Genomic DNA, 26,420 nt, shown 5'->3' on the forward strand with positions numbered 1-26,420 from the left:
GGTCAGAGTTGGGCGCCCAGATACGTCGTCAGGGCCTGACGCGCTCCCTGATCCCAGATCACCCTGAGCCAACGGTCAAACGCATCGCGAAACGCGCCGGATTGTGACAGGTCCTGATAGTACTGGGTCTGCTCAAGCCAGGTGGTCGGGTTGTCGCGGGCCGCGTTGGCCGAGGTGACCAGATCGGACCAGTTGGGATCGTTGGGTTCGATGACACTTCCATCCTCGCGGGTGCCGGCGCACATGCGGGCCCACAGCGCCTCGACCAGGGCCAGCCCATTGACCGGCGCGCTGGCAGCCAACGCATCATAGACGGTGGGAAGTACAAAACCCACATGCCGGGATGATCCGTCAAAAGCAACGCGCCGCGTGGTGTCGACAATGGCTGGGTTGCGGAACCGCTCCTCAATCAAGGTGATGTAGTCCGCCACCGACAGATTGGGCACCGGACGCACAAAAGGCGCGATTTCTTCGACCAAAACCTTTCGGAAGAATGCTGAAACCAGCGGATCGGCCATGCAGTCTGCGATCGTATTCAGGCCCAAGACTTCGCCGACATTGGCCAGAACCTGGTGGCCCGCGTTCAGAATGCGCAGTTTCATGACCTCATAGTCATGAACGCGGTCGGTAAAGGTGGCACCGACCTTGTCCCAATCCGGGCGACCGGCGCAAAAGGCGTCTTCGATCACCCATTGGCGAAAGCTTTCATGGGTGACCGGCGCGGCGTCGTCGATCCCCAGCGCGCGCACCAACTCCAGCTCGGTCGGGCCGGTGGCGGGCACGATGCAATCGACCATCGAGTTGGGAAAGGTGCATTGCGTGTCGATCCAGTCGGCCAAATCGGGGTCCGACAGGCGCGCCAGCCCCACCACCGCCTGACGCAGAACCTGCCCGTTGCCGATCAGGTTGTCGCAGCTCAGCCCGGTCAGCGGACCGACGCCCGCATCGCGCCGCCGTCGCAGGCCCGCGACGATTGCGCCGAAGGCGGTGCGCGGACGGTCGGGATTGGCGGCATCGTGGCGGATGTCGGGGTGGTCGGTGTCCAGCCGCTTGGTAACGGGGTGCACGAAATAGCCGCCCTCAGTCACGGTCAGCGAGACGATGCGGATCGCCGGATCGGCCAGCTGCGCGATCAGCGGACCGTTGTCCTCTCGCGGGGGCAGGTAGTCGATCATCGCGCCGGTCACCTCGGCGCGGCGTTGGCCTTCGGTCAGCTCGACCAGCGTGGTCAGACAGTTCTGAGCCAGCAGCTTGCGCCGCATCTCGGCGTCATAGGCGCGCACGCCGGCGCCGATGATGCCCCAATCCTGCGCCGCGCCCTGCTGCATCAGCCGGTGCAGGTACCAGGCCTGATGCGCGCGATGAAAATTGCCCACTCCGATATGCACGATCCCCGGCGTCAGCGCCGCGCGATCGTATTCCGGGCGCAGAACACCTGTGGGCAACGCGCCCAGATTGGCCTGACACAACCGGACCGGTCGGGTATCCGCGGGGCGCTCCACCATCAGCTCATCCAATTTCCACCATCCACGTTGTATGTCTGGGCCACGATGTAATCGGCCTCGGACGAGGCCAGAAAGACCGCCATTCCGGTCAGGTCCTCGGCCCGGCCCATCCGGCCGAAGGGCACCGCTTCGCCCACTTCCTTCTTTTTCTGACCCGGCGCCTTGCCCTCGAATTTGGCAAAGAAGGCATCGACGCCGTCCCAGTGCTCGCCATCCACCACGCCGGGGGCGATGGCATTCACGTTGATCCCGTGTTTGATCAGGTTCAGCCCCGCCGATTGGGTCAGGCTGATCACCGCCGCTTTGCTGGCGCAATAGACCGCCACGAGTGGCTCGCCGCGGCGGCCCGCCTGGCTGGCCATGTTGATGATCTTGCCGCCAGTGCCCTGCTCGATCATGTGTCGCGCGACCGCCTGCAGGGTGAACAGGGCGCCGGCGACGTTGATGTCGAACACGCGCTGGTAATCCGCGCGGGTGATTTCCACGATCGGGGCGGCGGTGAAGATCGCGGCGTTGTTGATCAGGATGTCGATCCCGCCCATCCGCGCCACGGCGTCGGCCACGCCCGCCTCGATGCTATCCTGCTGCGAGACGTCCATTTCGACCGCAATCGCCTGCGGCCCGATCTCGCGCGCGGCTTTGCGCGCCTGCTGCACGTCGATGTCGGCCAGGGCCACCTGCGCGCCCTCGGCGGCATAGGCCTGGGCAAAGGCCAGCCCGATGCCCCGCGCCGCCCCGGTGATCAGGGCCCGTTTGCCGACCAGCCGGTTCATGCGATCCGCAGCCCCGCCGCGTCGAACCGGTGGATCTTGTCCTCCTCCGGCGTCAGATGGATCGTGTCGCCATGGCGCAGGCCGACCTCGCCGCCGGCGCGCACGGTCATCGGCTCGGCGAAGCCGTCCACATGGACGTGAAAGAACGTGTCCGAGCCCAGATGTTCGGACACCCCGACCGTGCCTTTCCACAGACCCTCGCTGGGTGAGGCGGCAATGTGCTCGGGACGTACGCCGATCGTGTGGGCGCAGTGTTTTTCGGCCTCGGGCCCTTCGATGAAATTCATCTTGGGCGAGCCGATGAAGCCGGCCACAAACTTGTTGCGCGGCGCGCGGTACAGCTCGAGCGGCGATCCCACCTGTTCGATGACCCCCGCCTGCAGGACCACGATCTTGTCGGCCATGGTCATGGCCTCGACCTGGTCATGGGTGACGTAGATCATCGTGGTTTCCAGTCGGTTGTGCAGCTCGGATATCTCCAGCCGCATGCCCACGCGCAGCGCTGCGTCCAGGTTCGACAGCGGTTCGTCGAACAGGAAGGCCGCCGGTTCGCGCACGATGGCGCGGCCGATGGCGACCCGCTGGCGCTGGCCGCCCGACAGCTGGCCGGGGCGGCGGTCCAGATAGTCGGTCAGGTTCAGAACCTCGGCCGCCTGTTCCACGCGGCGGTCCTGCTCGGCCTTGTCCAGCCCGGCCATGCGCAGTGGAAAGGCGATGTTCTTGCGCACGGTCATGTGCGGATACAGCGCGTAGGACTGGAACACCATGGCCAGACCCCGCTTGGCCGGCGGCACCGCGGTGGCGTCCTGACCGTCGATCAGGATGCGGCCGCCGCTGACGTCCTCCAGCCCCGCGATCAGGCGCAGCAGGGTGGATTTCCCGCAGCCCGAGGGGCCCACGAACACCACGAATTCGCCGTCGTTGATTTCGAGATTCAGCGGGGGAATGACTTCCACGTCGCCAAAGCTCTTGCTGACTTTCTCAAGTACGATGCGTCCCATGTGTCTTTCCTTACTTCACGGCGCCGAAGGTCAGGCCGCGGACCAGTTGTTTCTGACTGAACCACCCAAGGATCAGGATCGGGGCGATGGCCATGGTCGATGCCGCGCTGAGCTTGGCGAAGAACAGGCCCTCGGGGCTGGAATAGCTGGCGATGAACGCGGTCAGCGGGGCCGCGTCGACGGCGGTCAGGTTCAGGGTCCAGAACGCCTCGTTCCAGGCCAGGATGAAATTCAGCAGCACGGTCGAGGCGATGCCCGGGACCGCCATCGGCGTCAGGATGTAGAGGATTTCCTCTTTCAGCGTGGCGCCGTCCATGCGCGCGGCTTCCAGAATGTCGCCGGGGATTTCGCGGAAATAGGTGTACAGCATCCAGACGATGATCGGCAGGTTGATCAGCATCAGCACCACCACCAGCCCGGCGCGGCTGTCCAGCAGGCCCAGCTGGATGAACAGCAGGTAGATCGGGTACAGAACCCCCACCGCTGGCAGCATCTTGGTGGACAGCATCCACAGCAGGATGTCTTTGGTGCGCGCCGAGGGCACGAAGGCCATGGCCCAGGCGGCGGGCACCGCGACGATCACGCCCAGCAGGGTGGACCCGCCCGCGATGATGATCGAGTTCCACAGAAACCGCGTGTAGTTCGACCGTTCCTGAACCACCGCATAGTTTTCCAGCGTCCAGTCGAAGTTCAGAAAGATCGGCGGGCTGGCGATGGCCTGGGCCTCGGTCTTGAAGCTGGTCAGGATCGTCCAGAGGATCGGAAAGAAGATCAGCAGGCCGACAGCCCAAGCAAAGGCGGTATTGATCAGCTTGCGTTGTGTGGTGACGGTGCGGGCCATGATGTCGTCCTCCTCACGCGTCCAGGTTTTTGCCGACGATGCGCATCAGGAAGATGGCGACGATATTGGCAAGGATGATGGCATAGACCCCGCCGGCCGAGCCCAGCCCGACATTCTGGCTTTCCAGCACGCGCTGGTAGATCAGGTAGGTCAGGGTGCGGGTGCCGAAGGCGCCGCCTGTGGTCACGAAGATCTCGGCGAAGATCGACAGCAGGAAGATCGTCTGGATCAGGATGACGATCGTGACCGCGCGGCTCAGATGCGGCAGGATGATGAAAAAGAAGCGTTTCAGCGGCGGCGCGCCATCCATTTCGGCGGCCTCCAGCTGTTCGCTGTCCAGCGACTGGATCGCGGTCAGCAGGATCAGGGTGGCAAAGGGCAGCCATTGCCAGGACACGATCATCACGATCGACGGCATCGACGCCTCGGACAGCCACGAGATCGGCTCGGCCCCGAAGAACCGCCACAGATGGGCGAACAGGCCGTTGACAGGATCCATGAACATGTTCTTCCAGACCAGCGCCGAAACGGTGGGCATCACGAAGAACGGGGCGATCACCAGAATGCGCACGACGCCCTGGCCCCACATCGGCTGATCCAGCAGAAGCGCCAGCAGGATGCCCAGCACCACGGTGATGGCCAGCACACCGCCCACGATCACCAGCGTCGCCTGAACGGCGGGCCAGAAGGAACTTGAGGTTACGAACCGGACGTAGTTGTCGAATCCGACCCAACCCAGATCACCGCCGCGCAGCGGCAGGTATTTCTTGAAGGAAAAATACAGGGTCATCGTCAGCGGAACCAGCATCCAGCCCAGCAACAGGACCACGGCGGGGGCCATCATCAGGCGTGCGACGGATCGGGAGTGTTGAGTTGCCATGACGCAAGACCTCTCTGTTCAGGCGGCTTGTTGCCTGCGAGACTAACACGGGTTGTGGAAGGGGGGAGAGCGGGGGACAGAAACCTGCCCACCCGCCGGGAGGAGGCCTCAGTACCCTGCGGCTTCCATTTCTTCGGCCGTGAAGGCCTGTGCCTTGGCCAGAGCTTCGTCAACCGACTGCTGTCCGGCATAGACCGCCGAGAATTCCTGGCTCACCTGGGTGGCGATGCCCGCGAATTCGGGGATGGCGACGAACTGGATCCCGGTATACGGCGTCGGCTTGACGCAGCAGTTTTCCGGATCGGCCGCAAGGATCGACTTCAGCGTCATCTGCGCGAAGGGGATGTCCTTGTAGTCGGGGTTCTCGTACAGCGAGGTGCGCGCACCCGGCGGAACGTTGGCCCAGCCCTCGTTCTCGGCAACCAGTTCGATGTATTCCTTCGAAGTGGCCCATTCGATGAACTGCTTGGCGGCGTCCTCTTTCTGGGTGCCGGCCGGAATGGCCAGGGCCCAGGCCCACAGCCAGTTGGCGCGCTTGTCAACGCCTTCCGAGTTCGGCGCCAGAGCAAATCCAACCTGATCGGCGACAGTCGAGTCGTCGGGGTTGGTCACGAAAGATGCGGCAACGGTGGCGTCGATCCACATGCCGCATTTGCCCTGCTGGAACAGCGACAGGTTCTCGTTGAAGCCGTTGGTGGCATACCCGGCGGGACCGGATTCGTTCATCATGTCGACGAAGAAGGTCAGCGCCTCTTTCCACTCGGGCTGATCGAATTGGGGTTTCCAGTCTTCATCGAACCAGCGCGCGCCGAACGAGTTCGCGGTTACGGTGATGAAGGCGCCGCCCTCACCCCAACCGGCCTTGCCGCGCAGGCAGATGCCGTTGATGTCGTTGTCGCGGTCCGTCATCGCAGCCGCCGCTTCGCGGATAAACTGCCAGGTTGGTGCCTCGGGCATCTCCAGACCGGCCTTCTCCATCAGGTCGGTGCGGTACATGATCATCGAGCTTTCGCCATAGAACGGCGCCGCATACAGCGTGCCGTCGTGGCTGAGGCCGCCGCGCATCGCGGGCAGGATGTCGTCCACGTCATATTCCGCGGACATACCGTCCAGCGGCACAAGCCAGCCGTTCGCGCCCCAGATCGGCGTTTCGTACATGCCGATGGTCATGATGTCGAACTGGCCGCCCTTGGTCGAGATGTCGGTGGTCACACGCTGGCGCAATACGTTCTCTTCCAGAGTGACCCATTCCACCTCGTGGCCGGTCGCTTCGGTGAACTTGTCGGTGTATTTCTGCATCCGGATCATGTCGCCGTTGTTTACGGTGGCGATCGTGATCGTCTCTGCAGTTGCGGCGCCGGCGGTCAAAGCCGCTGCGCTTGCCGCCCATAGAACGGATTTCAGGTACATTCTTTCCTCCCTGGTGTCGAATTACCTGGAGGAAAGCATCACGAATTATTTGGCGCGCGTCAACTAAAATTTTACGCGCGTAAAAAAGGTGTCGAAAATCAGGCCGAACTCCGCAGTATCAGACGCGCGGGAAACAGGGTTTCGGTGCGCGCGCTCAGCCGCCCGCCGGATTCGACCAGTTGCGTCAGCGTCTCGACGGAGCGATTCGACACCGCGTTGTAGTCATGCGCCGCGGTGGTTAGCGACGGGCAGGTGAACTTGGAAAACGGATGGTCGTCATGCGAGGCGACGCGCAGGTCGCAGTCGTCGCCCAACCCGACCCGCAGGCCCTTTTCATAGCAGGCCGACAGGAACCCGATGGCCAGCCGGTCGTTGCTGCACAGAATGGTGCGCGAGGGCAGCCTGGGCTGCTCCAACAGCTTGAATGCGCCCTCGCGGCCGATTTCCTCGAATCCCCAGCCGCGCCCGTCGACCTTGATCACCTGCGGCTCAAAGCCCAGGCTCTCCATCTTCTTGACATAGGCGATTCGACGTTTGTTGGCGTTGGGGTTGGCGGGGTGGCGCATCTCGAAGAACGCGGGCGGCTCGCCGCTGCGGCACAGGTAATCGACGGTCTGTTCGATGAAGCTGGCATTGTCCGACCCGACAAAGGCCGCGCCCATACCCTCCAGGTTGCTGTCGAACAGGATGGTGGGAATGTCCTTGCAGAATTTCTCGATGAACGACCGGTCGGAATCGCGCCCCAGCGGCGCCAGCAGCACGCCGGCCGGTTTCAGCGCGCGCAGGCTGTCGAGGATCTCGGCCTCCTGCGCGGGGTCGCCATAGGCGCTGTAGAGCGTCGGGCGGAACCCGGCCTCGATGCATTTTTCCTCGATGTTGCGGGCGATCTCGGCAAAGAACGGGTCGGCCAGATAGGGCACTACGATGCCGACATTCTTGGTCAGCTTGCGGTTCTGGTTCATGGCAAAGATGTTGGGGCGATAGTCGAACCGCTCCAGCGCCTGCTCGATCCGTTCGCGGGTCGACCGACGGACGCTGTCGGGATCGTTGAAGTATTTCGAGACCGTCGGGCGCGAAATCCCGCTGACGGCGGCGAACTCCTCCATGTTCCGGATTTTTCTGGGTGCCATGCCTTGCCTCTGGCGCGGGACACGGCCCGCGCCACTCTGAATTTGTCGGTGTTTTACCTTTTCTTATCGCGCGACAAATTTCAACGGCAGAGTTCCGGGACGGCCATTCCGGTCAGATCAGCATCTCTAGCCGGGCCTCAGGGAAGCGTTGCAGAACCGGCGCGATCCGGTCGGCGGGCAGCAGGCACAGCGCGGTCGACAACCCGTCGGCCAGCGCCGCGTCAGGGGCCGAGACCGAAACCGCCCGATGTCGGACCGGCTGACCCTGCGGGCCCAGAATGTGGCCATGACGCCCGGCCAGTTGTGTCGCATCGGGGGCCGAGGTTGCCACCGCCCGGTCGCGCAGTTCGATGCGCCGTGTCACGCCTTCGGGGCCGGCCAGGCCGACGCGCCAGTCCGACCCGTCGTCGCGGCTGCCGATGGCGGCGATCTCGCCCATGTCGACCAGCACATCGGTCAGCCCCTGCGCCCGCAACAGCGCCGCGATGCGGTCGGTCACAGCACCCTGAGCGATGCCATTCAGCGTCAGCGCCGCGCGGCTAGGATGGGGCAGGCGGATCGCTTCGGTCGAAACCGAAACCCCCTGCCACCCGACCAGCGCCCGCGACCGTTCCACTTCGGCATCCGGCGCGTCGTTGGCCAGCGCCATCCACAGCGGTTGAACGGTCGGGTCGAAGGCACCGCCGGTCGCGTCATGCAAGGCGGCGCTTTGGGTCAGCACCTGCAGCAGTTCCGGCGCCGGGGCGGGCAGGGTACCGTCACGGTTCAGGCGGCTCAGCTGCGAGTCCGGGCGGTACAGGCTGAAGATGTTCTCCAGCCGGTCCAGTTCGGCCTCGAGCGCGGCGATGATCGGCGCGGCCTGCGCGTCACTCAGCCCGACCAGCTGCAGGCTGGCGGGTGCCCCCAGCGCGGTGCCGCGCCAGCGGGCAACCGGGGCGGCGCGCGCCACGGTCGGCAAGGCGGCGCAGGCGGCCGAGATGGCCAGGAAACGGCGGCGGGACAGGGGGGTCATGCGGGTGTCTCCAGGGATTGCGTCAGATCGACGGGCCCAAGCGCCGCGTCGTCGGGAATGTCGGTCAGGGGCAGGGCGGTGCCGCCGTAGGTTTCGATGAACCGCGCGGCGGCGTCCAGCGTGGCAAAGGGCACGATCTCGGGCGCGCCCATGCCGCCGGCCACGCCGGCGCCCACCACGAAGGTGGCCTGATCGGCGGCGATCCAGTTCGATATGCCCGGCTCGTGCCAGCTGGGGGCCGCGCCCATGTCGCTGACATAGACCGCGGTGATCTCGGCATCCCGCTCGGGGCTTTTGAGATAGGCCACCATGTCGCGCACCTGCGCAAAGAACAGTGGCGCGGGATAGCCTTCCAGATGGATCTGCCCCTTGGGACCGCCGTGTTCGGCCACGTTCATCTGGCAGAAATAGCTGAGCGCGGTATCGGTCAGATCGACCGGATCCGGCGGGGCGGCTGCCTGTTCATCCTTGCAGGCCGCCAGCGCGATCAGCGCGATCAGAGCAAGGCGGGTCATGGCTCGACCCTCCGGAAGGCCAGCCGTGCAAGGGCAAAGCCCAGAATCGGCCAGACCAGCAGCGAGGCGGGCGCCGCCCAGGCGGGCAGGGCCTGCGCCGCGCCGGTCATGCCGGACGCCATGGCCACGCCCTCGGTCGCGGCGATGTTCCACAGACGGAACGCGTCGGCCGGGTTGGCCACCATCACCCAGGGAAAGACGGATTGGGTGAAGACGCCGCCTTTGTCCATGACGACGGCTCCCAACAGCCCAAGATCATAGAGGACGACGAAGACCAGCCAGAGCCCGGCCGACAGACCTGCCGCCGCCGTTGCGCCCCTCGCCAGGGCGGACAGCAGGTATCCCAGCGCCAGAAACACGGCGCCCAGCAGGATCGAGGTGACGATCAGGCGGCCAAGCGCGAACAGGCTGTCCGCGCCCGCGCCGCCGAACCACGCAGCGACCGCCCCGGCGGTGCCGAAACCGACCGTCATGGCGAAGGCCAGCGCCGCCAGGTGGGCGGTGAATTTGCCCAGCAGAATTTCCCCGCGCCCCGCCGGGTAGGACAGAAGCAGCGACAGGCTGCCCCGGTCCACGTCACCGGCGATGGCGTCAAAGGAAATCATCAGCGCCAGCAACGGCGCAAGATATACCGAAAGCGTGGTCATCGAGGCGACCGACACCGTCAGCATGTCGACCCCCAGCGTGCCGGTGGGCGCGCTTCCGGCAAAGGTCAGGGCCAGCGCGAACAGAACCATGATCAGCGTCGCCACCAGCAGCCAGCGGTTACGGCGCAGGATCAGCATCTCGGTACGGGTGATGGCAAGGAAACGGGTCATTGCAGCGCCTCCTGAGCATAGTGGCGATAGAGGTCTTCCAGCTTGGGCGGGGTCATCTCGAGGTCGGCCACGGCATCGCCCAGCCCGGCGATGCGGCGCAGCGCCTGCATCTTGTCGGCGGGCGAACACAGCAGCTCGACCGAGGCGCCGTTGATCCGGTTGCCGCCCAGTTCGGCGGCCAGCGCGTCGGCATTGGCGCGGGCGCGGACCCGCAGCCGGATCGGCAACCCTGCCAGCGCCGACAGGTTGGCCAGCGTGTCATCGGCCACCATCCGCCCCTTGCGCATGATGGCGATGCGGTCGGTGCGGGCCTCGACCTCGGTCAGGGCGTGGCTGGCGATCAGCACGGCGGTGCCCTGCGCGGCCAGCTCGTCGATGATGGCGTACAGGTCCTGGCGGGAGATTGGGTCCAATCCCGAGGTGGGTTCGTCCAGCAGCGCCAGTTTCGGCTGGCCCAGCAGCACCTGCGCAAGGCCCAGCCGCTGCCGCATCCCCTTGGAATAGGCGCCGATCCGGCGGTCCATCGCGTCGCCCAGCCCGACACGATCCAGCAGGGCGGGCACGTCGGCGCGGGTGCCTGACAGCTTGGCAAACAGGGTCAGTTGCTCGCGCCCGGTCAGGGCCGGGTGGAACGAGACCGCCTCGGGCAGATAGGCCGTGTCGCGACGCGCCTGCGCGCTGCCAGGGGCGGCGGTGCCGATGCGGATCGTGCCGGCCTGGATGGGTGTCAGGCCCAGGATCGACTTGATCAGGGTGGATTTTCCGGCGCCGTTGTGGCCCAGCAGCGCCACGCGCTGTCCGGGCTCGAGCGTCAGGGAGATATCGCTCAGAACGCGGGTCTTGCCGCGATCCTTGCAGACCGTTTCGATGGACAGGGCCTTATCCGTCATGAGGCACCTTTTTCATGGCTGGGGGTTGAGGGGCTTGCATCAAGGGGTGGCTGTCGATCACGCCACCCGGCAGCAGCGCCGGGAAGGCCGATTGCGACCAGCGCACCAGCTGCACGGCGGGCGAGCCGAGCAGCAGCTTGGCTGCGGGTTGGGTCCACAGCACATGGTCCATGCTATCGTTGGGGCGATAGGGGGCATCGGCGATGCCGTCGCCGTTCACGTCATACGCGGCAAAATCGGACCAGTAGTTGCCGCGGCCGTCTTCCGACCACTCGACCCATTTGGTCGAGACGTATTTCACCTGTGTCCGGTTGCCGACAAAGGCGTTGCCGACGATACGGTTGCGTTCGCTGCCGGCGGTGAAATGAATCCCGATGCCGCAGCCTTCGAACCAGTTGTCGGTGAATTCGTTCTTGTTGGAATTGTACAGAAAGGTGCACTTCTCCTTGGCGCCTTTCACCACGTTGCCCGAGATCACGCTGTCATTGGCATAGTTCAGCATGACCCCGTGTTCGCGGTCGCCGACCGAGACGTTGTTGATCACCTGCACGTTCGAGGTGAACATCACCGCATAGCCCAGATCGTTGCCGATCGAGACATTGTCGCTGACGATGGAATCGTCGGCATACATGTAGTGCACGGCAAACCGCAGGTCGCGGAAAGTGTTGCCGGTGAAGGTATTTTTCTTCGACGAGTTCACGAAGATCCCGTCGCGGCCAAAGCGGATGTCATTGCCTTCGACCACCGCGCCCGGCGCGTTCCAGACATAAACACCGTTGCCGCGGTCGTTCATCCGGCGGTCCTGCCGGCCCTCGATGCGGTTGCCGCGCACGATGCTGTCATCGGCACCGTGGATGTCGATGCCATAGAGATTGCCCAGCAGCACGTTGTTTTCCACCACGGCGGCGCGGGCCGTCTTGGTCAGTTGGATGCCGCTGTCGATCTCACCATGGTCCGACCCCGACCCGATCACGGTCAGGCCGCGCAGGTTGATGTCGGGTCCGGTCACGGTGATGACGCTGCCGGTGCCTTGTCCGTCGATGGTGGCCTGGCCCTGCCCGTCGATGGTGACGGGCCGGTCCAGAACCAAGCGTTCGGCATAGACGCCGGGGCTCAGGCGGAGGGTGTCGCCATCCGCCGCCTGCGCCAGTGTCTCAGTGATGGCCCCCGCCCGGTTGGGCACGTCCCAGTCCGCCGCCCAAAGCGGCGAGCCGAGCAGAAGCGGGATGAGCAGGGGCCAGCGCATGGGTCAGGCTCCCTGCGGTTCGACCAGCATCCGGCCGCGCATTTCCATGTGCAGCGCGTGGCAGAACCACTGGCAATAGAACCAGTGCACGCCCGGACGGTCGGCAGTGAAGGTGATCGAGGCGGTGGCCTGTGGCGCGACCTCGAAGGCGATGCCGTAGTTGCCCAGGCAGAAGCCGTGGGTCACATCGTCCACGTCATCCAGGTTGGTGACGTAGATCGTGACCTCGTCGCCCTGTTTGACGGTGAACTTCTCGAGGCTGAAGGTCGGCGCCTGCGAGACCATGTAGACCCGCACCTTGTTGCCGTCGCGGATCGGCTCTTCGGCGCCTTCCTCCAGATCGACGCCATCGGCCTCGGCCTGTTTGCGCGCATCTTCCCAGGTCGGGTCGTTGCGGTCCCAGACGTTGACCGGGTTGACGATGTCGCGGCGCACGATGATCGAGTCATGCGGCTCGGCAAAGGTCGGGCCGTCATGCACCACCTTCATCTCGTCGGTCGAGATGTCGATCACCTGCTCGTTCTCGGGCTTGAGCGGGCCGGTGTTCAGGAACCGGTCCTTCGAGAACTTGTTCATCGAGATCAGCCACTTGCCGTCGGCCTCTTTGGTTTCACCCATCGAGGTCGAGTTGTGGCCCGGCTGGTAGTGCACATCCACCTTCGAGATGATCGGGTCGACGTCCTCGCCGTTGTAGGCGCGGATGGCCTTGTCGAGGTTCCATTTGACGATCTGGCTGTCCAGGAACAGCGTGGTGAAGGCGTTGCCCTGACCGTCATAGGCGGTGTGAAGCGGGCCAAGGCCCAGCTGCGGCTCGCCCACGATGCACGACCGCGGATCGGCGTCGCTTTCGAACAGGGCATCGAGCTTGGTCACGTCCATGATCGACACGGTCGGCGACAGCTTGCCGTTGATGCAGACGTGCTTGCCGTCGGGTGCGGTGTTGATGCCGTGCGGCGAGTTCGGGATCGGGATGTAGCGGGTATACTTCTTGTTCGACCCCTTGCGCCCGTCCAGAACCTTGACGCCCTTGATCTCCTGATAGTCGCCCGCGGCGATGCCGGCCTCGATTTCCTTGAGGTTGAAGACGACGACGTGGTCCATCTCGCTCTCGGTCATCTCGGCCAGGTTCATGCCCATTTCCGAGTTGTACGAGGTCGAGTAGGCGTATTTGCCCTGATAGTCGCAATCGGTGTTGTCGAGGTTGCCCGACACCATCACCTGCCAGGCGATCTCCATCGTGTCACCGTCGATGGCGGTGAAGATGTTGACGTATTGCGACGGATCGTCCAGCACGCTGCCGTCGTTGATCAGCGGGGTTTCGTCCTCGCCATTGGCAAAGACATAGCCGGTGCGCGGGAATTTCTGCGGGCGCAGACCGTGGATCGCCTTGGCGTTGGGGATCTCGATGATCTTGTCGCATTTCATCACGTCGCAGCGCACGCGGGCCACGCGTGTGTTGGCCTTGTCGTTCATGAAAAGATAACGGCCGTCATAGGTGCCGTCGGTGAACGACATGTGCGGGTGGTGCAGGTCGCCGTTGTCATAGGTTTTCATGCCGCGCTTGGCCAGGAACTCCTTGGTTTCCAGCAGAAGGCCTTCGGTCATGATCTTCAGCGACTCGTTGGTCTGGCCCCATCCGGTGGCCGAGCAGCGGTTGAACACCGGCACCCGCATCAGTTCGCGCATGGAGGGGAAGCCCATGATGCGCAGCTCGCCAGTCTGGCCCGAAGACCAGAAGCCGTAATATTCGTCCAACTCGCCTGGCGCCAGTTCGACCTTGGCCGCGGCGCTGGCCTGTTTGGCGGTCATCATCGTGGACCCAAGGCCGGTTCCGGCCAGCACGGCCCCGGTGGCCGTGGCCCCCAGCATCCCGCGGCGGGTGATGTTCAGTTTGGTGTCGTGGTCCGACATGGTCGTTCCTCCTTTTAGGAAACGGTTTGCGGTTTGGCGTTCGGATGGTTCGCCGGTGGTTGTCCGAGGGGGGTCTTGATCTTGACCGACCCGGTCTTGGCCCGCCGTTTCAGTTGGCGGATGACGACGGGACATTTGCTCTCGGACTGATAGAGCACCTGACAATGCAGGCAGGTGACGCACTCGTTCGGGTTGATCTCGCCGGAGGGGTGGATGGCCTGAACGGGGCATTCGTTGGCGCAGGTCTGACAGGGGTTGCCGCAATCCTTGTAGCGGCGCAGCCAGTCGAACATGCGGATGCGGGCGGGTATCGCCAGCGCCGCGCCCAGAGGGCACAGATAGCGGCAATAGAACCGTTCGATGAACAGACCTATTACCAGCAGACCCACCGCAAAGACCACGAAGGGCCAATCGCGCATGAATTTCAGGATGATCGCGGTCTTGAACGGTTCGACCTCGGCATATTTCTCGGCCAGCGGGATCGACACCATGCTCAGGCCGAACAGCGCCAGGAAAATCATGTACTTGATCGGCCACAGGCGCTCGTTCAGGCCCCAGGGCAGGATCCATTGCGGCACTTTCAGCGCGCGGGCGATCTTGTTGGTCAGCTCTTGCAGGGCACCGAAGGGGCAGAGCCAGCCGCAATAGGCCCCGCGCCCCCAGAACAGCAGCGCGGCGGCCACGGCAAACCATTGGATGAACACCAGCGGGTCCAGCAGAAAGGCATCCCAGGTGAAGCCGCCGCGCAGGCTGCCGGCCAGCGCCATGATGTTCACCACGCTCAGCTGCGCATTCGCGTACCAGCCGATGAAGAACAGTGTCATCGTCAGGAACCCGATGCGGAACCAGTAGAAGACCCGCGCGTTCATCGTGGCGTGGAACTGGAAGAAGAAAGTGATCGTCAGCACCAGCAGCATGGCGCCCAAGACGGCGATCTCGACCTGGCGGTCCTTCCAGATGCGCTGCCACAGGGCCGACTTGGCGACGGCCTCGCCTGTGGCATCGTTCACGACCTTGGGCGCCGCCGCGACCGGCAACAGGTATTGTTCGGGCAGATTGTAACCCAGATCAAAGGTCAGGAAGGTCTTTTCCACCGCGCCGATGGCCCGCTGCACCAGCAGTTGCAGGCGGAACGGTTCGGTCGGGTCGAACTCGGCATCGGCGGGGATCTTGAAGATGTCCAGCTCGGTAAAGCTGGGCGCATCCTCGGCGGCCACCGTGCCCAGGCGACGGTGCTGACGGTCGAAGAACCGTACCGAATTGTCGTCCTGGATCAGCTGGATCCGGTCGAAGATCCCGCCGCGCACATAGCCCGAGCCCTTGAAGCTGTACTTGCCGCGGCCCAGCACCAAGATCGCGTGTTCGCCCTCGTCCAGCCAGTTGACCAGGTTCTGGTACTCGGCCTCGCCCAGCAGCGACTTGCCGATCGAAGGCACCGAGACCAGCGCCACATGCATGTCGATGAAGGTGTCCTCGGGGTTGCCCTTCTCGGGGCGCTTGATCGCGCGCTGGTCGCCGGTGGCCTCGAAGGCGGCGTTGACCTGACCCACGTCCAGCGTCAGCCGCCGGGTCGAGCCGTCGCCCGAGAGCGTTGACCAGTCATGGGTATCGGCCTTGGTCAAATCGACTTCGCGCTGGGGGCCGTCAGCCTGCACTTCGGACAGACCGCCCAGACCCAAGGCGCGGGCCACCTTGATGCCGCCGCGCACAAGGCTGTCATCGATCACCATGATCGTCACGGTCGCACCCGAGATGATGTCCAGATCATGTCCCTCGCCGCCTGTCTCGACCTCGCGTTTGAGGTCCAGACCGGCATAGCCTTCGGTCAGCTCGACCATGCGCGCGTTGGGAATGCCGATCAGAACGATGGGTTCGGAGTGTTTGACCAGCTTGACGCCGGTCAGCACCGCATCACCGTCGATGGCGGCGACGACGTGAATGGGCTTGCCGGAATAGCCGGTGGTGCCCACGAAATCGGATGTGAGAAAGGCCCAGGCGATGGTTTCGCCGCCTTTCAGCACCGGGGCCACCGGCACGTCATCACGCACCGGACCAATGGCATCGGCACCGGGCGACAGTTCGGCGGGTTCGATCTCGGGCAGGAAACTGGCCAGGCTGTCGGCCCGCGCGCCAAGCGCCAGCAGGCAGGACAGGACAAGGGCAACAAGGAAATGGGCTGCGCGGGTCACGACCACGGCGCACCTCCTTCGGTTCGGGTTGACGCCGTGGACGCGCGCGACGCGCGATCGGTTCTGATTTCGGGCGCGGCCGGGGGGCCGCGGGTTTCGGGCCACAGCCGTTCGAAGTTGTACAGATCCAACAGATCAGTGAACGCACACCGTGGGATTTGTACAAACCCGGGCTGTTGCACCTGCGGCAGGTCCGGGGCCGGTGCCGCCGCCGTAATCGCGCACAGGGCGCAATCGGCGCATTTCGGGCAGGGCGCGGTCGGGTCGCCGGTGTCGTCTTCCAGGTCCACCTGGACCCAGACCGCTCCTGCCTCCGAGCAGATCTCCATCCAGGTGCCCTGGCCGGGACTCGCCAGCGCTGGCCCAAGCACCTGCAACATCAAAAGAAAGATGCCCGCCAGCCCAGCTGCCACGCGTGTCGCGCGGACCGGGAGGCTGTGGTTTTGGCGGGCGGCGGGCATGGAGACTCCGACTCGAATTTGATGTTGCCCGAGTCGTAAGGGATTGGCAGGCGGCACGACTTGACTTCGATCAGGTGGTCAAAAAAATGGCACTTCGGCCCTGGGCAGTTCGCTCGGGATCAGCCGTCGGCCTCATCCATCAGCCGCCGCACCCAGCGCCCCGCCAGCCAGCTGGCCGGAACCCCAAGGGGCACACACCAGATCAGCGCGGCCACCGGTGTAACTGCGCCGAACCCCAGCGCATGGGCGATCAACCCGGCCAGAAACAGGTTGATGGCGACGGTCAGCGCCGTCGCCGGATACAACAGAATGGCCAGTTTCCAGACCGGCCAGCGCCTGTCAGTGGCTGGTGCCTTCCGAGAAGGTGATCTTGTTCCAGACATTGTATTTCCCCGAAGGTTTGCGCATTGGCAGGCGTTTGATTTCCTCGAGCGTCTGCGCGTCATAGACGATCACCGCGCCGTCATCCTCCCAGATCGACACCAGCGCATGGGCGCCGTCGCGGGTGAATTCCACATGCGCCACGGTCTTGCCCGGCGCGGGCCGCAGGGTTTTGACGATCGCGAGGCTCTGCTTGTCGATTACATGCATCGCGTCCTTGTTGGGGCCGAAAAACACGTCGGCCCAGACATAGAGCGAGTTCTTGTGGCTGCGCATAAAAAAGCCCGGGCCTTCGGTCTCGATCCGCTTGATCGTTTCCCATGTGCCCATGTCGATGACCGAGATGGTGCCTTCGGTCAGGTGCGGCGTTGCCATCACCGTGGTGCCACCCCGCTGCCAGGTGATGCCCGAGCCCAGATGCGGCATGCCGGGCAGGTCCAGATCCGCCACTTTCTGCCCGATCACGAGGTCGATCACCTGACCGCCCTTGCCATCGCGCGACGCGCCCATGACGTATTCATAGCTCTGGTCGAAAAAGAAATCGTCCAGATAGTCGGGCGTGGTGATCTTGCGGACGGGGAAGGGGTCGGGGTTCTTGAACTGCCCCTCGATCCGGAAATCATGGCCCAGCCCGAATTGCGGCGGGTTGTCGCCATAGAACACTTCCCAGATCTCGGGCACGTCCTTGAGCGCCAGCACGAAGCTTTCGCGCGGCGGGGCCTGGTACACAGCCGAGACCCGGCTGGGCTTGCCCTGCTTGCCCTTGACCTCGACCACCTTGGCCACCGACAGATCCTCGGTCGACAGCAGGGTCAGGCTGTTGGGCAGATAGTTCGCCACGGCCAGCCACTTGCCGTCGCCCGACATGGCGATGTTGCGGCTGTTCAGGCCGGCGCGGATACGGCCCACCTGTTTCAGCGCCCAAATGTCGTATTTCTGCACCCAGCCATCGCGCGACATGATGAACACATAGCGCCCATCGGGGCTGAACTTGGGGCCGCCATGCACGGCAAAGGGGGTTTCGAACCGGTCCAGAACCTCGAACGTGTCGCCGTCCAGAACGCTGACATGGTGATCGCCGGTTTCCACCACCAGCGTGATGTTCATCGGGTCGCTGTCCCAAACCGGCGCATCGACCGGTGCGTAATCGGCATCCAGCGTGCGGCTGGCCATGATCTGTTCGGCATCCCATTCGGGGTCGACCTCCAGCGGAGATTTCAGCCAGCCCGCCAGTTCCTCGATCTGAAGTGAGTCCAGCTCGTGCGCGAAGGCAGGCATCTGGGTCGCGGGGCGCCCTTCGGCGATGACGGCGGCCACGCGGGGGCCGCGCATGCGTTTGAGAGTTTCGGGGATCAGCGCCGGGCCGACGCCGCCCAGCCGCGCCTCGCCATGGCAGCTGGCGCAATGCTCGGCGTAATCCGCCGCCGGGTCGGCCAATGCCAATCCGCCCGCCAGAACCGAGCACATCGCGGCGACCGTCGTGGCGCGGGTCATGCGTCCGCGCGCGGCATTGTTCGATGCGTCAGGGCAGCGGTCGTCAGAAGAACTGATGCGCCGGATCATGGCTTTTCCCCCGGAAAGGCGTGACCTGCAGGCGCTCGCCCGCGCTGTCCACGCCGATTTCGTCATTGGTCAGGTAGCAGGCCGGATCTTCGGCCCACGGGTCGCCGGTCAGCTGCAGGGCCCGGATGCGGGTGTTGCCGCCGCAGACATCCTGCAACCGGCAGGCGCCGCACCGCCCCTTCAACGGGCGCGGCCGTGTGCGCAGCAGGGCCAGCATCGGGTCATCCCCGGACCACAACTCGGAAAACGGAGTGAGTTTGACGTTGCCCACCGTGTAGTCCGACCAGTAGGTGTCGGGATGGACGCGGCCCAGATTGTCGATATTGGCTACGCCCAGACCGCTGGAATTGCCGCCCCAATGGGCCAGGTGCTCGCGCACATGCGCGACGGCGTCGGCGTCGAACCGGGCGGCGGCCCAGTTCAGGAAATACCCGGCATCCGCGTCGTTGTTGCCGGTCACGATGTCCAGCGGGCGTCCGCCCGAGGCGGCCTCCCATGCGCGGGCCAGCAACAGGTCGAGCCCCTGCCGGGTGCGCTGATGTTCCGCGTCCTCGCCCCGGTTCTTGTCGCCGCGCCCGGCATAGACCAGATGCGAGAGATAGAACTTGTCCACCCCCTCGTCGTCGCACAGTTTCAGCAGGTCGGGCAGGTGGTGCTGGGTGCCTTCGGTCAGGCAGAACCGCAGGCCCACCTTGATGCCGCGTTTCTTGCATTCGCGCACGCCGCGCAGGGCGTCATCAAAGGCGCCCTCGACCCCGCGAAACCAGTCATTCGTGGCCCCGATCCCGTCGAGCGAGATGCCGACATAGTTGAAGCCCACGTCGGCGATCATGTCGGCCGTTTCGTCGTGGATCCGCGTGCCGTTGGTCGACAGGGCCAGCATCGGCACCAGCTGGCGCGCGCGTCGGGCGATGTCGAAGAAATCGAACCGGTCCAATGGCTCCCCGCCCGAGAGGATCAGGGCCGGGACGCGAAACTGGCCCAGATCCTCAAGGGTGACCATGGCTTGCTCGTGGCTGAGCTCGCCCGGGAAGGCCACATCCGCAGACACGGTGTAGCAATGGCGGCATTTCAGGTTGCAGCGCCGGGTCAGGTTCCAGATCACCACCGGCTTCACCGGTCCGGGGCGGCGTTTGCGCACCGGCGTCGGGTTGACAAGCTGCTGCATGTATTCGGTCAGGCGGAACATTGGTCTCAGCCTTTCGCTTTCAGGCGCAGCCCGGTTTTCTTCAGGATGCGCGTGGAATAGAGGATGTCGCTGCCCCGGCAGGCCGATCCAAGGATTGCGGCGATCTGGCCGCGTTTCTGTTCGACCTCATCGGGCGAGCTGCCGTGAACCATGGCGAACAGGTTGTAGGGCCAGTCGGGCAGAGCGCGGGGCCGTTCGTAGCAATGGGTGACAAAGGGTAGCGCTCCGATTTGCGCGCCGAGTTCGCCGATCAGGTCGTCCTGCACGTCCCAGACCGTCATGCCGTTCGATGTCATGCCCAGCTTGTAGTGGTTGGGGGCCGCGGCGATCCGCCGGATCACTCCGCGCGCCTTCAACGTGGCCAGCCGATCCAGCAGGGCGGCTTCCTCGATCCCCAGATCGTCGGCGACCTGCGCATAGGGCGCGGGCACCAGGGGCAGCCCGCCTTGGAGAGCCTCGATGATCCGTCTGTCGGTTGCGTCGATCATGCTGCCACCCGGAAGCCGATGAAAAATTCCTGCAGTTTCGGGAACCGGTGAACCGTGAGTCCCGTCTTGCGTTCGATCGCGTCGGCCGTGGCGGTGATCGCCTCGGGCGTTTCGGTCGCCAGAACGAACCACATGTTCAGCCGGTGCGTGCGTTCATAATTATGCGCCACCTCGGGGTGCGCATTGATTTTGGTCAGGACGGTTTCAAACTCGGCCTCGGGCACAGCCATGGCGCACAGGCAGAAATCCCCTCCCATGGCGGCGGCGTCGAAGAACGGGCCGAACCGGGTGATGACCCGGTCGGCCTTCATCCGCGCCAGCCGGTCCAGTAGGTCCTGTTCGGTGATCCCCAGTTCGGCCGCCACTTCGGCATAGGGGCGGGGGGTCAGCGGCAGGTCCTCCTGCAGGCGGTTCAGCAGGCGGCGGTCGGTGTCGTCCAGCGGGGTCATGCGGCGGCCTCTTTCGGTTTGATCAATGCGCCGGTCTGTTTGAAGCACCGGGTCGAGAACAGAACCTTGTGCGCGGCGCCCGCCAGTTCGGGCAGGGCGGCGGCGCCGGCCAGGATACCCCGCGCCTCGGAGCGCGACCGGGCGTGGATCATGGAGTAGAGCCGATAGGGCCACACGCCCTCGACCGGCTGGCGTTCATAGCACAGGGTCACGCCGGGATGCGCGGCCAGTGCGGGGCCCGCGTGGTCGATCCGGTCGGCGGGCAGGTCCCACACGACCATGGCGTTGGCCGACCACCCCAACGCCCGATGCCGCACGATGACCCCAAGGCGTGAGATGACGCCGGCCTTGTGCAACCCCCGGATACGGTCCATCACGTCTTCGGGGGCCCGGTTCAGGGATTGGGCCAGCGCCGCGTAGGGGTCGGCCATCAGCGGCAGCCCCGCGCTGAGCGCCTGCAGGATGTCGCGGTCGCCTTGCCGCAGAACGCTCCGGTCGACCGTACGCGGCCGAGGCACGCGGCGCGAACAATCGGACATGCGAAAACCCAGATCGACGTTGAACGGGCGGACCAGACGCAGGTCCAGCACGCGCAGCCCGGTGCGGTCGCTGATCCGGGCCAGGGTGGCGTCCACATGCGCTCGGTCGGGGCCAGTGGCTACGAACCACAGGTTCCAGTCATCCTCGCGCTGGTAATTGTGGTTCACGCCCGGCTCGGCGTCGATCAGGGCGGCGATCTGTTCCACCTTGTCCTCGGGCGCGGCGACGGCGGCCAGCGTGCTGGCCGAGGCCACGCCGGGCGCGACCGTCGCGCCGACGCGGGTGATGCGCCCGGCGGCGCGCATGCGGTCTAGGCGGTCGATCACCTCGGCCTCATCCAGCCCCAGCGCCGCGGCCAGCACTTGGAACGGTCGGTCGGTGACGGGAAAATAGCGCTGCCAGTCGTCCAGCAGCCTGCGGTCGATCGGGTCGGTGATATGGCACATCGCTTACAGCCCCGTTCTGTGCGCACGCGCGGTGAAGAAGATGCCCGAGGGGCTGTCGGCCGGGATTTCCCGCAGCTTTTCAAAGCTGTGGGTGTCATAGACCATGATCTTGTTGGCATCGCGCACGCTGATCCAGACCTCGTGCCCACGCGGGGTGAACTCCATGTGCAGCACCGCCGGGCCGGGTTTGAACTCGTGGATGACCTGTTTGCTGACCGTGTCGATCACCTGGATCGTGTCGTTCAGCGGGTGGGCGAAGTTCACCCAGACCTGCCGGCCGTCGGGCCGCGCCATGGCAAAGACGGGCTGGCCATACGTCTGGGTGCGCCCGGTTTCCGTGAGTGTGTCGGCATCGACCCAGAGCACTTGGTGATGGCCGACGGCCGGCAATACGAATTCGGCGCCCGTATGCGCCCAGCCTTCCAGATGGGGCATCTTGTAGACGGGCATCTCTTGTTGGCCGCGCCCATAACCGGGCAGCACCCGGATCGGTTCGGGCGTGTCGTCCCACAAATCCAGAGCGGTCAGCCCGTCCTGCCCGAACAGGCCGGTGATGTAGGTGCGGCCATTGGCGGTGATCAGTGCGTCATAAGGATTTTTACCCATGTCGGTGATCTTGGTGATCTGAGGGTCGGTGCCGCGGGCGAAATCGGCGATCCAGGTCTCGCCCGTATCCCACATGGTGAACACGAAACGGCGGCCGGGTGCATCGACAAGGCCGATGGTCTTGCTGCCGGTAGGGATGTCGGCCACCAGATCCAGCGTGTCGGCGTCAAAGACGCGCACCCCGCCGGGTTCATAATTCGACACCGCCACCAGCTTGCCATCGTCAGAGATCGCCCCACCGATGGCGTTGCCGGCCTGTACGACGCGCTTGGCGATCTGACGGGTCACGATATCGACTTTGGTCAGCCCGCCGTCGCGCCCGAACACATAGGCAAAACGTTCATCCGGCGAATAGACCAGCGAGGCATGGGACAGATCGCCCAGCCCCTCGATCCGTGCCAGCGCGGCGCGGTCGGACTGATCGACCAGCAGGACCGAACCGGCGGCCCGCTCGATCACCAGCCCCAGGTCTCCGGTGGCGGTGGGTTCGGCATGGGCTGCGGTCATCAGCAGCGATGCCGCGAGGCCAAGGACAAACTGTTTCATTGCGCCTCCGGTTTCAGCAGATAACGGGTGATCCATTCGGCCTCTTCCTCGGTGATAAGGGGCCGCCAGGGCGGCATGGCCGTGTCGGGGATGCCGTCCAGGATTACGCCGGTCAGGATTTCGGGGTCATAGTGCTGCAGGTTTCCCGCACGCAGATCGGGGCCCAGCCCGCCTTTCAGGGTCAGTCCGTGGCAGGACCCGCAATCCTGATGCACCAAACGTTTCAACGCGTTGGGATCCAGCGTGTCGGCGGCAAAGGCCGAGGTGGCAACCAGCACGGCGGCGGTCAGCACCGCGCGCCCGGGCCAGTCCCGGCGGGCCGGTTCAATGGGCAGAGTCCTAGCCATGAGCGTGCTCCAGCAACTCGGCAACGGGCCGTTCGGCATACAGCGACACGACCTTGCCGATGATGAACAGGGTAGGGGCGGCCAGACCGGCCGCGCGCACGTCGGCGGCGACACGGTCCAGACGCGAGACAAGGCGGCGCTCGTCCGGGGTGGTCGCCTTGCCGACGGCCAGGACGGGGGTCGATCCCGGCAGATTCTCGGTCATCAGGCCCATGGCGATCTGGCCGATATTGGCGACGCCCATGTAGATGACCAGGGTGGTGTCAGGGTCCGCCAGGCGCTTCCAGTCGAGGTCCAACACCTTGTCGGCCTGACGATGGCCGGTGACATATTGCACCGATGTGGCCAACCCGCGATGGGTCAGCGGCACGCCGGTCGAACAGCTTGCCCCCTGCGCCGCGGTGATGCCGGGCGCGTATTCCACGGCGATGCCATGGTCCGTCAGAAACGCCGCCTCTTCCGAACCGCGGCCAAAGATCATCGGATCGCCCCCCTTGAGGCGGGCAACCCTGTGGCCCGCGCGGGCCTGTTCCAGCAGGATCTGGTTGATCCGGTCCTGCGGCACGGTATGGCATTTGGGCGCCTTGCCCACGGGGATAAGCCGCGCGCCGGGGGCGTGCATGGCCAGGATCTCGTCCGAGACCAGGCGGTCGTAGACCACCACATCCGCCTCGCGCAGCATCCGCAGGGCGCGCAGGGTCATCAACTCGGGGTCTCCGGGTCCGGCGCCGATCAGAAAAACCTTACCGCTCATGGTGCAATCTCGCTTGGTCTGAATGTCATCGGGACCCGGGTGTTCCGGTAGGTTCCGAGCGCGGACAGAGCGGCGGATCGGGACATTGCTGGGGTGGCCGGGCGTGTCATGGCCGCAGACTGGCGCATTCGCAAAGGGGCCTCCTTGACATAAGTTAAGGAGCGCGGGATTTGCGCCCGCGCTCCTGTTGTTTGCCTGTATGTCTGCCTGCGTTCAGGGTTCGACGGTGACCATACCGACCATGTTCTGGGTTTCCCAATGAGGGCCGCACAGATAGTCCTGCGGGCCGGGCTCAAGGAACGTCATCTCGACCGACTCCTCGGGGAAGATGCGGTCGGATTCGGGCTGGCTGCCGTCCTTTAACAGCACCGAATGGCTGGTGCGCTTGTCCACGTTGACCCAGCGAACCGTGGTGCCGGGCTTGACCGTGATCCGGGCCGGGCAGAAGTTGTACTTGTACATCAGCACCACCTCGGCATCCTGCGCTGCGTCAGAGGGTTCGCCGAAGAGTTCGACATAGCGCGCCTCGGCCTCGGCGCAGATCTGGTCGGTTTCATCGGCCAGGGCCGGCAGGGCCGCAACAAGGGCCAGGACTGCGGTCAGATGGGGCTTGGTCGTCATGGTCGCATGTCTCCTCGGCTGTGGAAAAGGGGCCGGATTGCCGGCCCCCTTTTCGCTACTGTTTGACCACGTTGATTTCGGCGCTGTCGTCATCCAGCGCGAGGCTGGTGTTCAGCGTGACGTGGTGGAACCGCGCCGCCGTATGGTCATCGTGGATGGCAAAGCCCACCGTGTAGGTCTTGCCCGGCTCCAGCGGGACGTCGCCCGGCGCGCCCGAGTTCAGCGGACGCGAGAATACCACCGTCCACATGCCGCCCGACAGGCTGGCCGAGGCCGAGATCTCGCCATCATTGACCACGCGCTGTTCCAGCAGATAGCCGTTGGTGGCGCTGCCGTCGGCATAGACGCGCATCAGGTCAAGGAAAGTGCCGTCCTGCAGGTACTGCGCGATCTGCTCTTCGGCCTGCAGCTTGTCCCAGCCGCCCAGCGGCTTGCCGCGCCGGCCTTTGACTTCGACCTCGGTGCGGCTTTCGCTGATGTACTTGGTGACGGTGTCCTTGGCCGTCAGGCGCGCGGCCACGTCCGGGTTGGCGGCGATGGTTTCGGCATCGGGCGCAAAGGGCATATAGGTGTTGTCGGCGTGGCACGAGGCCCAGCACCCCACCTGTTCGCCCAGCTCGATCCCGGTACCGGTGATCATCATGGCGACCTTGATCGGGTTGTCCGGGTCCATCTTGCCGCCGTCGACGAAGGGCACGGGATTGTGACCCGCATCCGCCCATTGCAGCCGGATATACAGGTTTTCGTCGTCATGCGCGGCCTGAACTGTGGCGTCGATCACCCCGCGCTTGCCGGGGATCGGGGTCGGTTCGAGATCACCGCCGGCGACGATCTTGTTGCCGATCGCGTCCAGCTCCTTGGCGTGGCAGGTCGAGCACTGGTCGCCACCCTTGGTCAGCGGGCGTGCGCCGCCGTGGGTCTTGCCGTTCTGTACCCATTCGAACGAAGCCTGTCCCGGATAGAACAGTTTCAGATCGGTGCTGGCCACGGCGTTCCAGTCGATGTTGCCGCCCACGTCGCTGCCGCCCGAAGCCGCGGCGTCGGTTGCGGTGCCATCGGCCTTGGCGCGCTCCTCGGCCACTGCAGCGTCGACCGCGGCGGCGATCTGCGCCTGCACAGCCTCCTGCTGGGCCTTGCGGGCGGCTTTCTCGGCTTCGGCCTCGGCGGCCTCCTTGGCTTCGATCCGTTCCAGGCTGGCCAGGTATTCCGGCGGGATCGGACGGGCGAAATCCGGGTTCGGGGCTTCGAGCTCTTCCAGGAAATCTTCGGGTGCGCGGTCACGGATGTTCGAGTGTGCGATACCCTTGTGGCAGTCGATGCAGGTCTGGCCGACCTCCATCGCGTTCAGGTGCTGCTGCCGGGCGCGGGGCTTCTGGAACTCGGGCATCATCGACTCGAAATCGTGGCAGTTGCGGCACTCGCGCGAGTCGGTCTTTTTCATCCGCTGCCATTCGTTCATGGCCAGGTGGATGCGCTTGGCCTCAAACTTCTCGGGCGTGCTGATCGAGCCGACCATCTTGCCGTACAGCTCTCTCGACGCTTTGATCTTGCGGATGATCTTGTGGGTCCAGTCCTTGGGCACGTGGCAGTCCGAACAGACCGCGCCCACGCCCGAGCGGTTCACGTCATGGATCGTGCCCTTGTACTCGGTATAGATGTAGTCGCGCATCTCATGGCACGAGACACAGAATTTCTCGGTGTTGGTGGCTTCCATGGCGGTGTTGAACCCGCCCCAGAAGATGATGCCGGCGACAAAGGCGGCGGCGATGCCGGCCACGGGCATTCCCCACAGGAAATACCGGCGCCAGATCGGTTTTTTCTTTTCCGGTTCGGACTGGGTCATGTCCAGGCTCCGTTTTGGCTGTCTTGTCTGGCCTTGGGTGTCAGGCCGGTGAAATTGGCTGAGGT

Annotated in this window: 26 protein-coding genes; all 26 read right to left on the reverse strand. The window is 64.8% G+C overall.

Annotated features, from left to right (window positions below; genetic code table 11):
- Positions 1-2 precede the first annotated feature (2 nt).
- The 26 genes from ACR0FC_RS15535 to ACR0FC_RS15660 all read right to left on the reverse strand — a co-directional run bounded on the left by ACR0FC_RS15535 (position 3) and on the right by ACR0FC_RS15660 (position 26,355).
- Positions 3-1,505, reverse strand: coding sequence for a mannitol dehydrogenase family protein (locus ACR0FC_RS15535; protein WP_170341737.1), 1,503 nt, complete (start codon positions 1,503-1,505; stop codon positions 3-5).
- Positions 1,505-2,278: an L-iditol 2-dehydrogenase gene (locus ACR0FC_RS15540; protein WP_170341740.1), complete on the reverse strand. Its 774-nt coding sequence runs from the start codon at positions 2,276-2,278 to the stop codon at positions 1,505-1,507. The genes ACR0FC_RS15535 and ACR0FC_RS15540 overlap by 1 nt, the downstream gene beginning before the upstream one ends.
- A complete protein-coding gene (locus tag ACR0FC_RS15545) occupies positions 2,275-3,279 on the reverse strand; it encodes an ABC transporter ATP-binding protein (RefSeq protein WP_170341742.1) in 1,005 nt (334 codons plus the stop codon). Before ACR0FC_RS15545 ends, ACR0FC_RS15540 begins: the two co-directional genes overlap by 4 nt.
- A 10-nt stretch (positions 3,280-3,289) precedes the next feature.
- Positions 3,290-4,120 (reverse strand): carbohydrate ABC transporter permease, encoded by an 831-nt coding sequence (locus ACR0FC_RS15550; RefSeq protein ID WP_093963212.1) that lies wholly within the window; start codon positions 4,118-4,120, stop codon positions 3,290-3,292.
- A 13-nt stretch (positions 4,121-4,133) separates the two neighbouring features.
- A complete protein-coding gene (locus ACR0FC_RS15555; protein ID WP_093963211.1) occupies positions 4,134-5,000 on the reverse strand; it encodes a carbohydrate ABC transporter permease in 867 nt (288 codons plus the stop codon).
- A gap of 108 nt (positions 5,001-5,108) precedes the next feature.
- Positions 5,109-6,410 carry an ABC transporter substrate-binding protein gene (locus tag ACR0FC_RS15560; protein WP_170341744.1) on the reverse strand — a complete coding sequence of 434 codons (1,302 nt, stop codon included), beginning with the start codon at positions 6,408-6,410 and terminating at the stop codon, positions 5,109-5,111.
- Between the two features lie 98 nt (positions 6,411-6,508).
- A complete protein-coding gene (locus ACR0FC_RS15565; protein WP_093963209.1) occupies positions 6,509-7,540 on the reverse strand; it encodes a LacI family DNA-binding transcriptional regulator in 1,032 nt (343 codons plus the stop codon).
- A 112-nt stretch (positions 7,541-7,652) separates the two neighbouring features.
- On the reverse strand, positions 7,653-8,552 hold the full coding sequence (locus tag ACR0FC_RS15570) for an FAD:protein FMN transferase (protein WP_170341746.1): 900 nt from the start codon (positions 8,550-8,552) through the stop codon (positions 7,653-7,655).
- Positions 8,549-9,067: a nitrous oxide reductase accessory protein NosL gene (locus ACR0FC_RS15575; protein WP_170341748.1), complete on the reverse strand. Its 519-nt coding sequence runs from the start codon at positions 9,065-9,067 to the stop codon at positions 8,549-8,551. Before ACR0FC_RS15575 ends, ACR0FC_RS15570 begins: the two co-directional genes overlap by 4 nt.
- Positions 9,064-9,885 (reverse strand): ABC transporter permease, encoded by an 822-nt coding sequence (locus ACR0FC_RS15580; protein ID WP_005977220.1) that lies wholly within the window; start codon positions 9,883-9,885, stop codon positions 9,064-9,066. The genes ACR0FC_RS15575 and ACR0FC_RS15580 overlap by 4 nt, the downstream gene beginning before the upstream one ends.
- Entirely contained in the window at positions 9,882-10,775 is an 894-nt protein-coding gene (locus ACR0FC_RS15585) for an ABC transporter ATP-binding protein (protein ID WP_170341750.1), read from the reverse strand. The genes ACR0FC_RS15580 and ACR0FC_RS15585 overlap by 4 nt, the downstream gene beginning before the upstream one ends.
- Positions 10,765-12,021 carry a nitrous oxide reductase family maturation protein NosD gene (locus tag ACR0FC_RS15590; RefSeq protein WP_170341751.1) on the reverse strand — a complete coding sequence of 419 codons (1,257 nt, stop codon included), beginning with the start codon at positions 12,019-12,021 and terminating at the stop codon, positions 10,765-10,767. Before ACR0FC_RS15590 ends, ACR0FC_RS15585 begins: the two co-directional genes overlap by 11 nt.
- Positions 12,022-12,024: 3 nt before the next feature.
- Positions 12,025-13,932 carry a TAT-dependent nitrous-oxide reductase gene (gene nosZ, locus ACR0FC_RS15595; RefSeq protein ID WP_170341753.1) on the reverse strand — a complete coding sequence of 636 codons (1,908 nt, stop codon included), beginning with the start codon at positions 13,930-13,932 and terminating at the stop codon, positions 12,025-12,027.
- A gap of 14 nt (positions 13,933-13,946) precedes the next feature.
- The gene (locus ACR0FC_RS15600; protein WP_170341755.1) at positions 13,947-16,127 is read right to left on the reverse strand and encodes a 4Fe-4S binding protein; all 2,181 of its coding nucleotides are present in this window, start codon (positions 16,125-16,127) and stop codon (positions 13,947-13,949) included.
- Positions 16,118-16,582 carry a DUF2946 family protein gene (locus ACR0FC_RS15605; RefSeq protein WP_254437826.1) on the reverse strand — a complete coding sequence of 155 codons (465 nt, stop codon included), beginning with the start codon at positions 16,580-16,582 and terminating at the stop codon, positions 16,118-16,120. The genes ACR0FC_RS15600 and ACR0FC_RS15605 overlap by 10 nt, the downstream gene beginning before the upstream one ends.
- 119 nt (positions 16,583-16,701) lie before the next feature.
- Complete coding sequence (locus ACR0FC_RS15610) at positions 16,702-16,965, reverse strand: hypothetical protein (protein WP_005977208.1); 264 nt, start codon at positions 16,963-16,965, stop codon at positions 16,702-16,704.
- Positions 16,922-18,457 carry a nitrite reductase gene (locus tag ACR0FC_RS15615; RefSeq protein WP_170342003.1) on the reverse strand — a complete coding sequence of 512 codons (1,536 nt, stop codon included), beginning with the start codon at positions 18,455-18,457 and terminating at the stop codon, positions 16,922-16,924. Before ACR0FC_RS15615 ends, ACR0FC_RS15610 begins: the two co-directional genes overlap by 44 nt.
- Positions 18,458-18,500: 43 nt before the next feature.
- Positions 18,501-19,715 (reverse strand): heme d1 biosynthesis radical SAM protein NirJ, encoded by a 1,215-nt coding sequence (gene nirJ / locus ACR0FC_RS15620; RefSeq protein WP_170341757.1) that lies wholly within the window; start codon positions 19,713-19,715, stop codon positions 18,501-18,503.
- A 5-nt stretch (positions 19,716-19,720) separates the two neighbouring features.
- The gene (gene ahbB, locus ACR0FC_RS15625; protein WP_170341759.1) at positions 19,721-20,203 is read right to left on the reverse strand and encodes a siroheme decarboxylase subunit beta; all 483 of its coding nucleotides are present in this window, start codon (positions 20,201-20,203) and stop codon (positions 19,721-19,723) included.
- Positions 20,200-20,652, reverse strand: coding sequence for an Lrp/AsnC family transcriptional regulator (locus ACR0FC_RS15630; RefSeq protein ID WP_170341762.1), 453 nt, complete (start codon positions 20,650-20,652; stop codon positions 20,200-20,202). The genes ahbB (ACR0FC_RS15625) and ACR0FC_RS15630 overlap by 4 nt, the downstream gene beginning before the upstream one ends.
- The gene (gene ahbB / locus ACR0FC_RS15635; RefSeq protein WP_170341764.1) at positions 20,649-21,638 is read right to left on the reverse strand and encodes a siroheme decarboxylase subunit beta; all 990 of its coding nucleotides are present in this window, start codon (positions 21,636-21,638) and stop codon (positions 20,649-20,651) included. The genes ACR0FC_RS15630 and ahbB (ACR0FC_RS15635) overlap by 4 nt, the downstream gene beginning before the upstream one ends.
- Before the next feature lie 3 nt (positions 21,639-21,641).
- Positions 21,642-22,790: a cytochrome D1 domain-containing protein gene (locus tag ACR0FC_RS15640; RefSeq protein ID WP_170341766.1), complete on the reverse strand. Its 1,149-nt coding sequence runs from the start codon at positions 22,788-22,790 to the stop codon at positions 21,642-21,644.
- Positions 22,787-23,137, reverse strand: coding sequence for a c-type cytochrome (locus tag ACR0FC_RS15645; RefSeq protein ID WP_217358653.1), 351 nt, complete (start codon positions 23,135-23,137; stop codon positions 22,787-22,789). The genes ACR0FC_RS15640 and ACR0FC_RS15645 overlap by 4 nt, the downstream gene beginning before the upstream one ends.
- Positions 23,130-23,891, reverse strand: a complete 762-nt coding sequence (gene cobA, locus ACR0FC_RS15650; protein ID WP_093963194.1) for a uroporphyrinogen-III C-methyltransferase — start codon at positions 23,889-23,891, stop codon at positions 23,130-23,132. The genes ACR0FC_RS15645 and cobA overlap by 8 nt, the downstream gene beginning before the upstream one ends.
- Positions 23,892-24,104: 213 nt before the next feature.
- On the reverse strand, positions 24,105-24,512 hold the full coding sequence (locus ACR0FC_RS15655) for a cupredoxin domain-containing protein (RefSeq protein ID WP_170341768.1): 408 nt from the start codon (positions 24,510-24,512) through the stop codon (positions 24,105-24,107).
- 55 nt (positions 24,513-24,567) lie between these two features.
- On the reverse strand, positions 24,568-26,355 hold the full coding sequence (locus tag ACR0FC_RS15660; RefSeq protein WP_170341770.1) for a NapC/NirT family cytochrome c: 1,788 nt from the start codon (positions 26,353-26,355) through the stop codon (positions 24,568-24,570).
- Between the last annotated feature and the right edge of the window lie 65 nt (positions 26,356-26,420).

The organism is Ruegeria sp. BB9 (assembly GCF_056539345.1).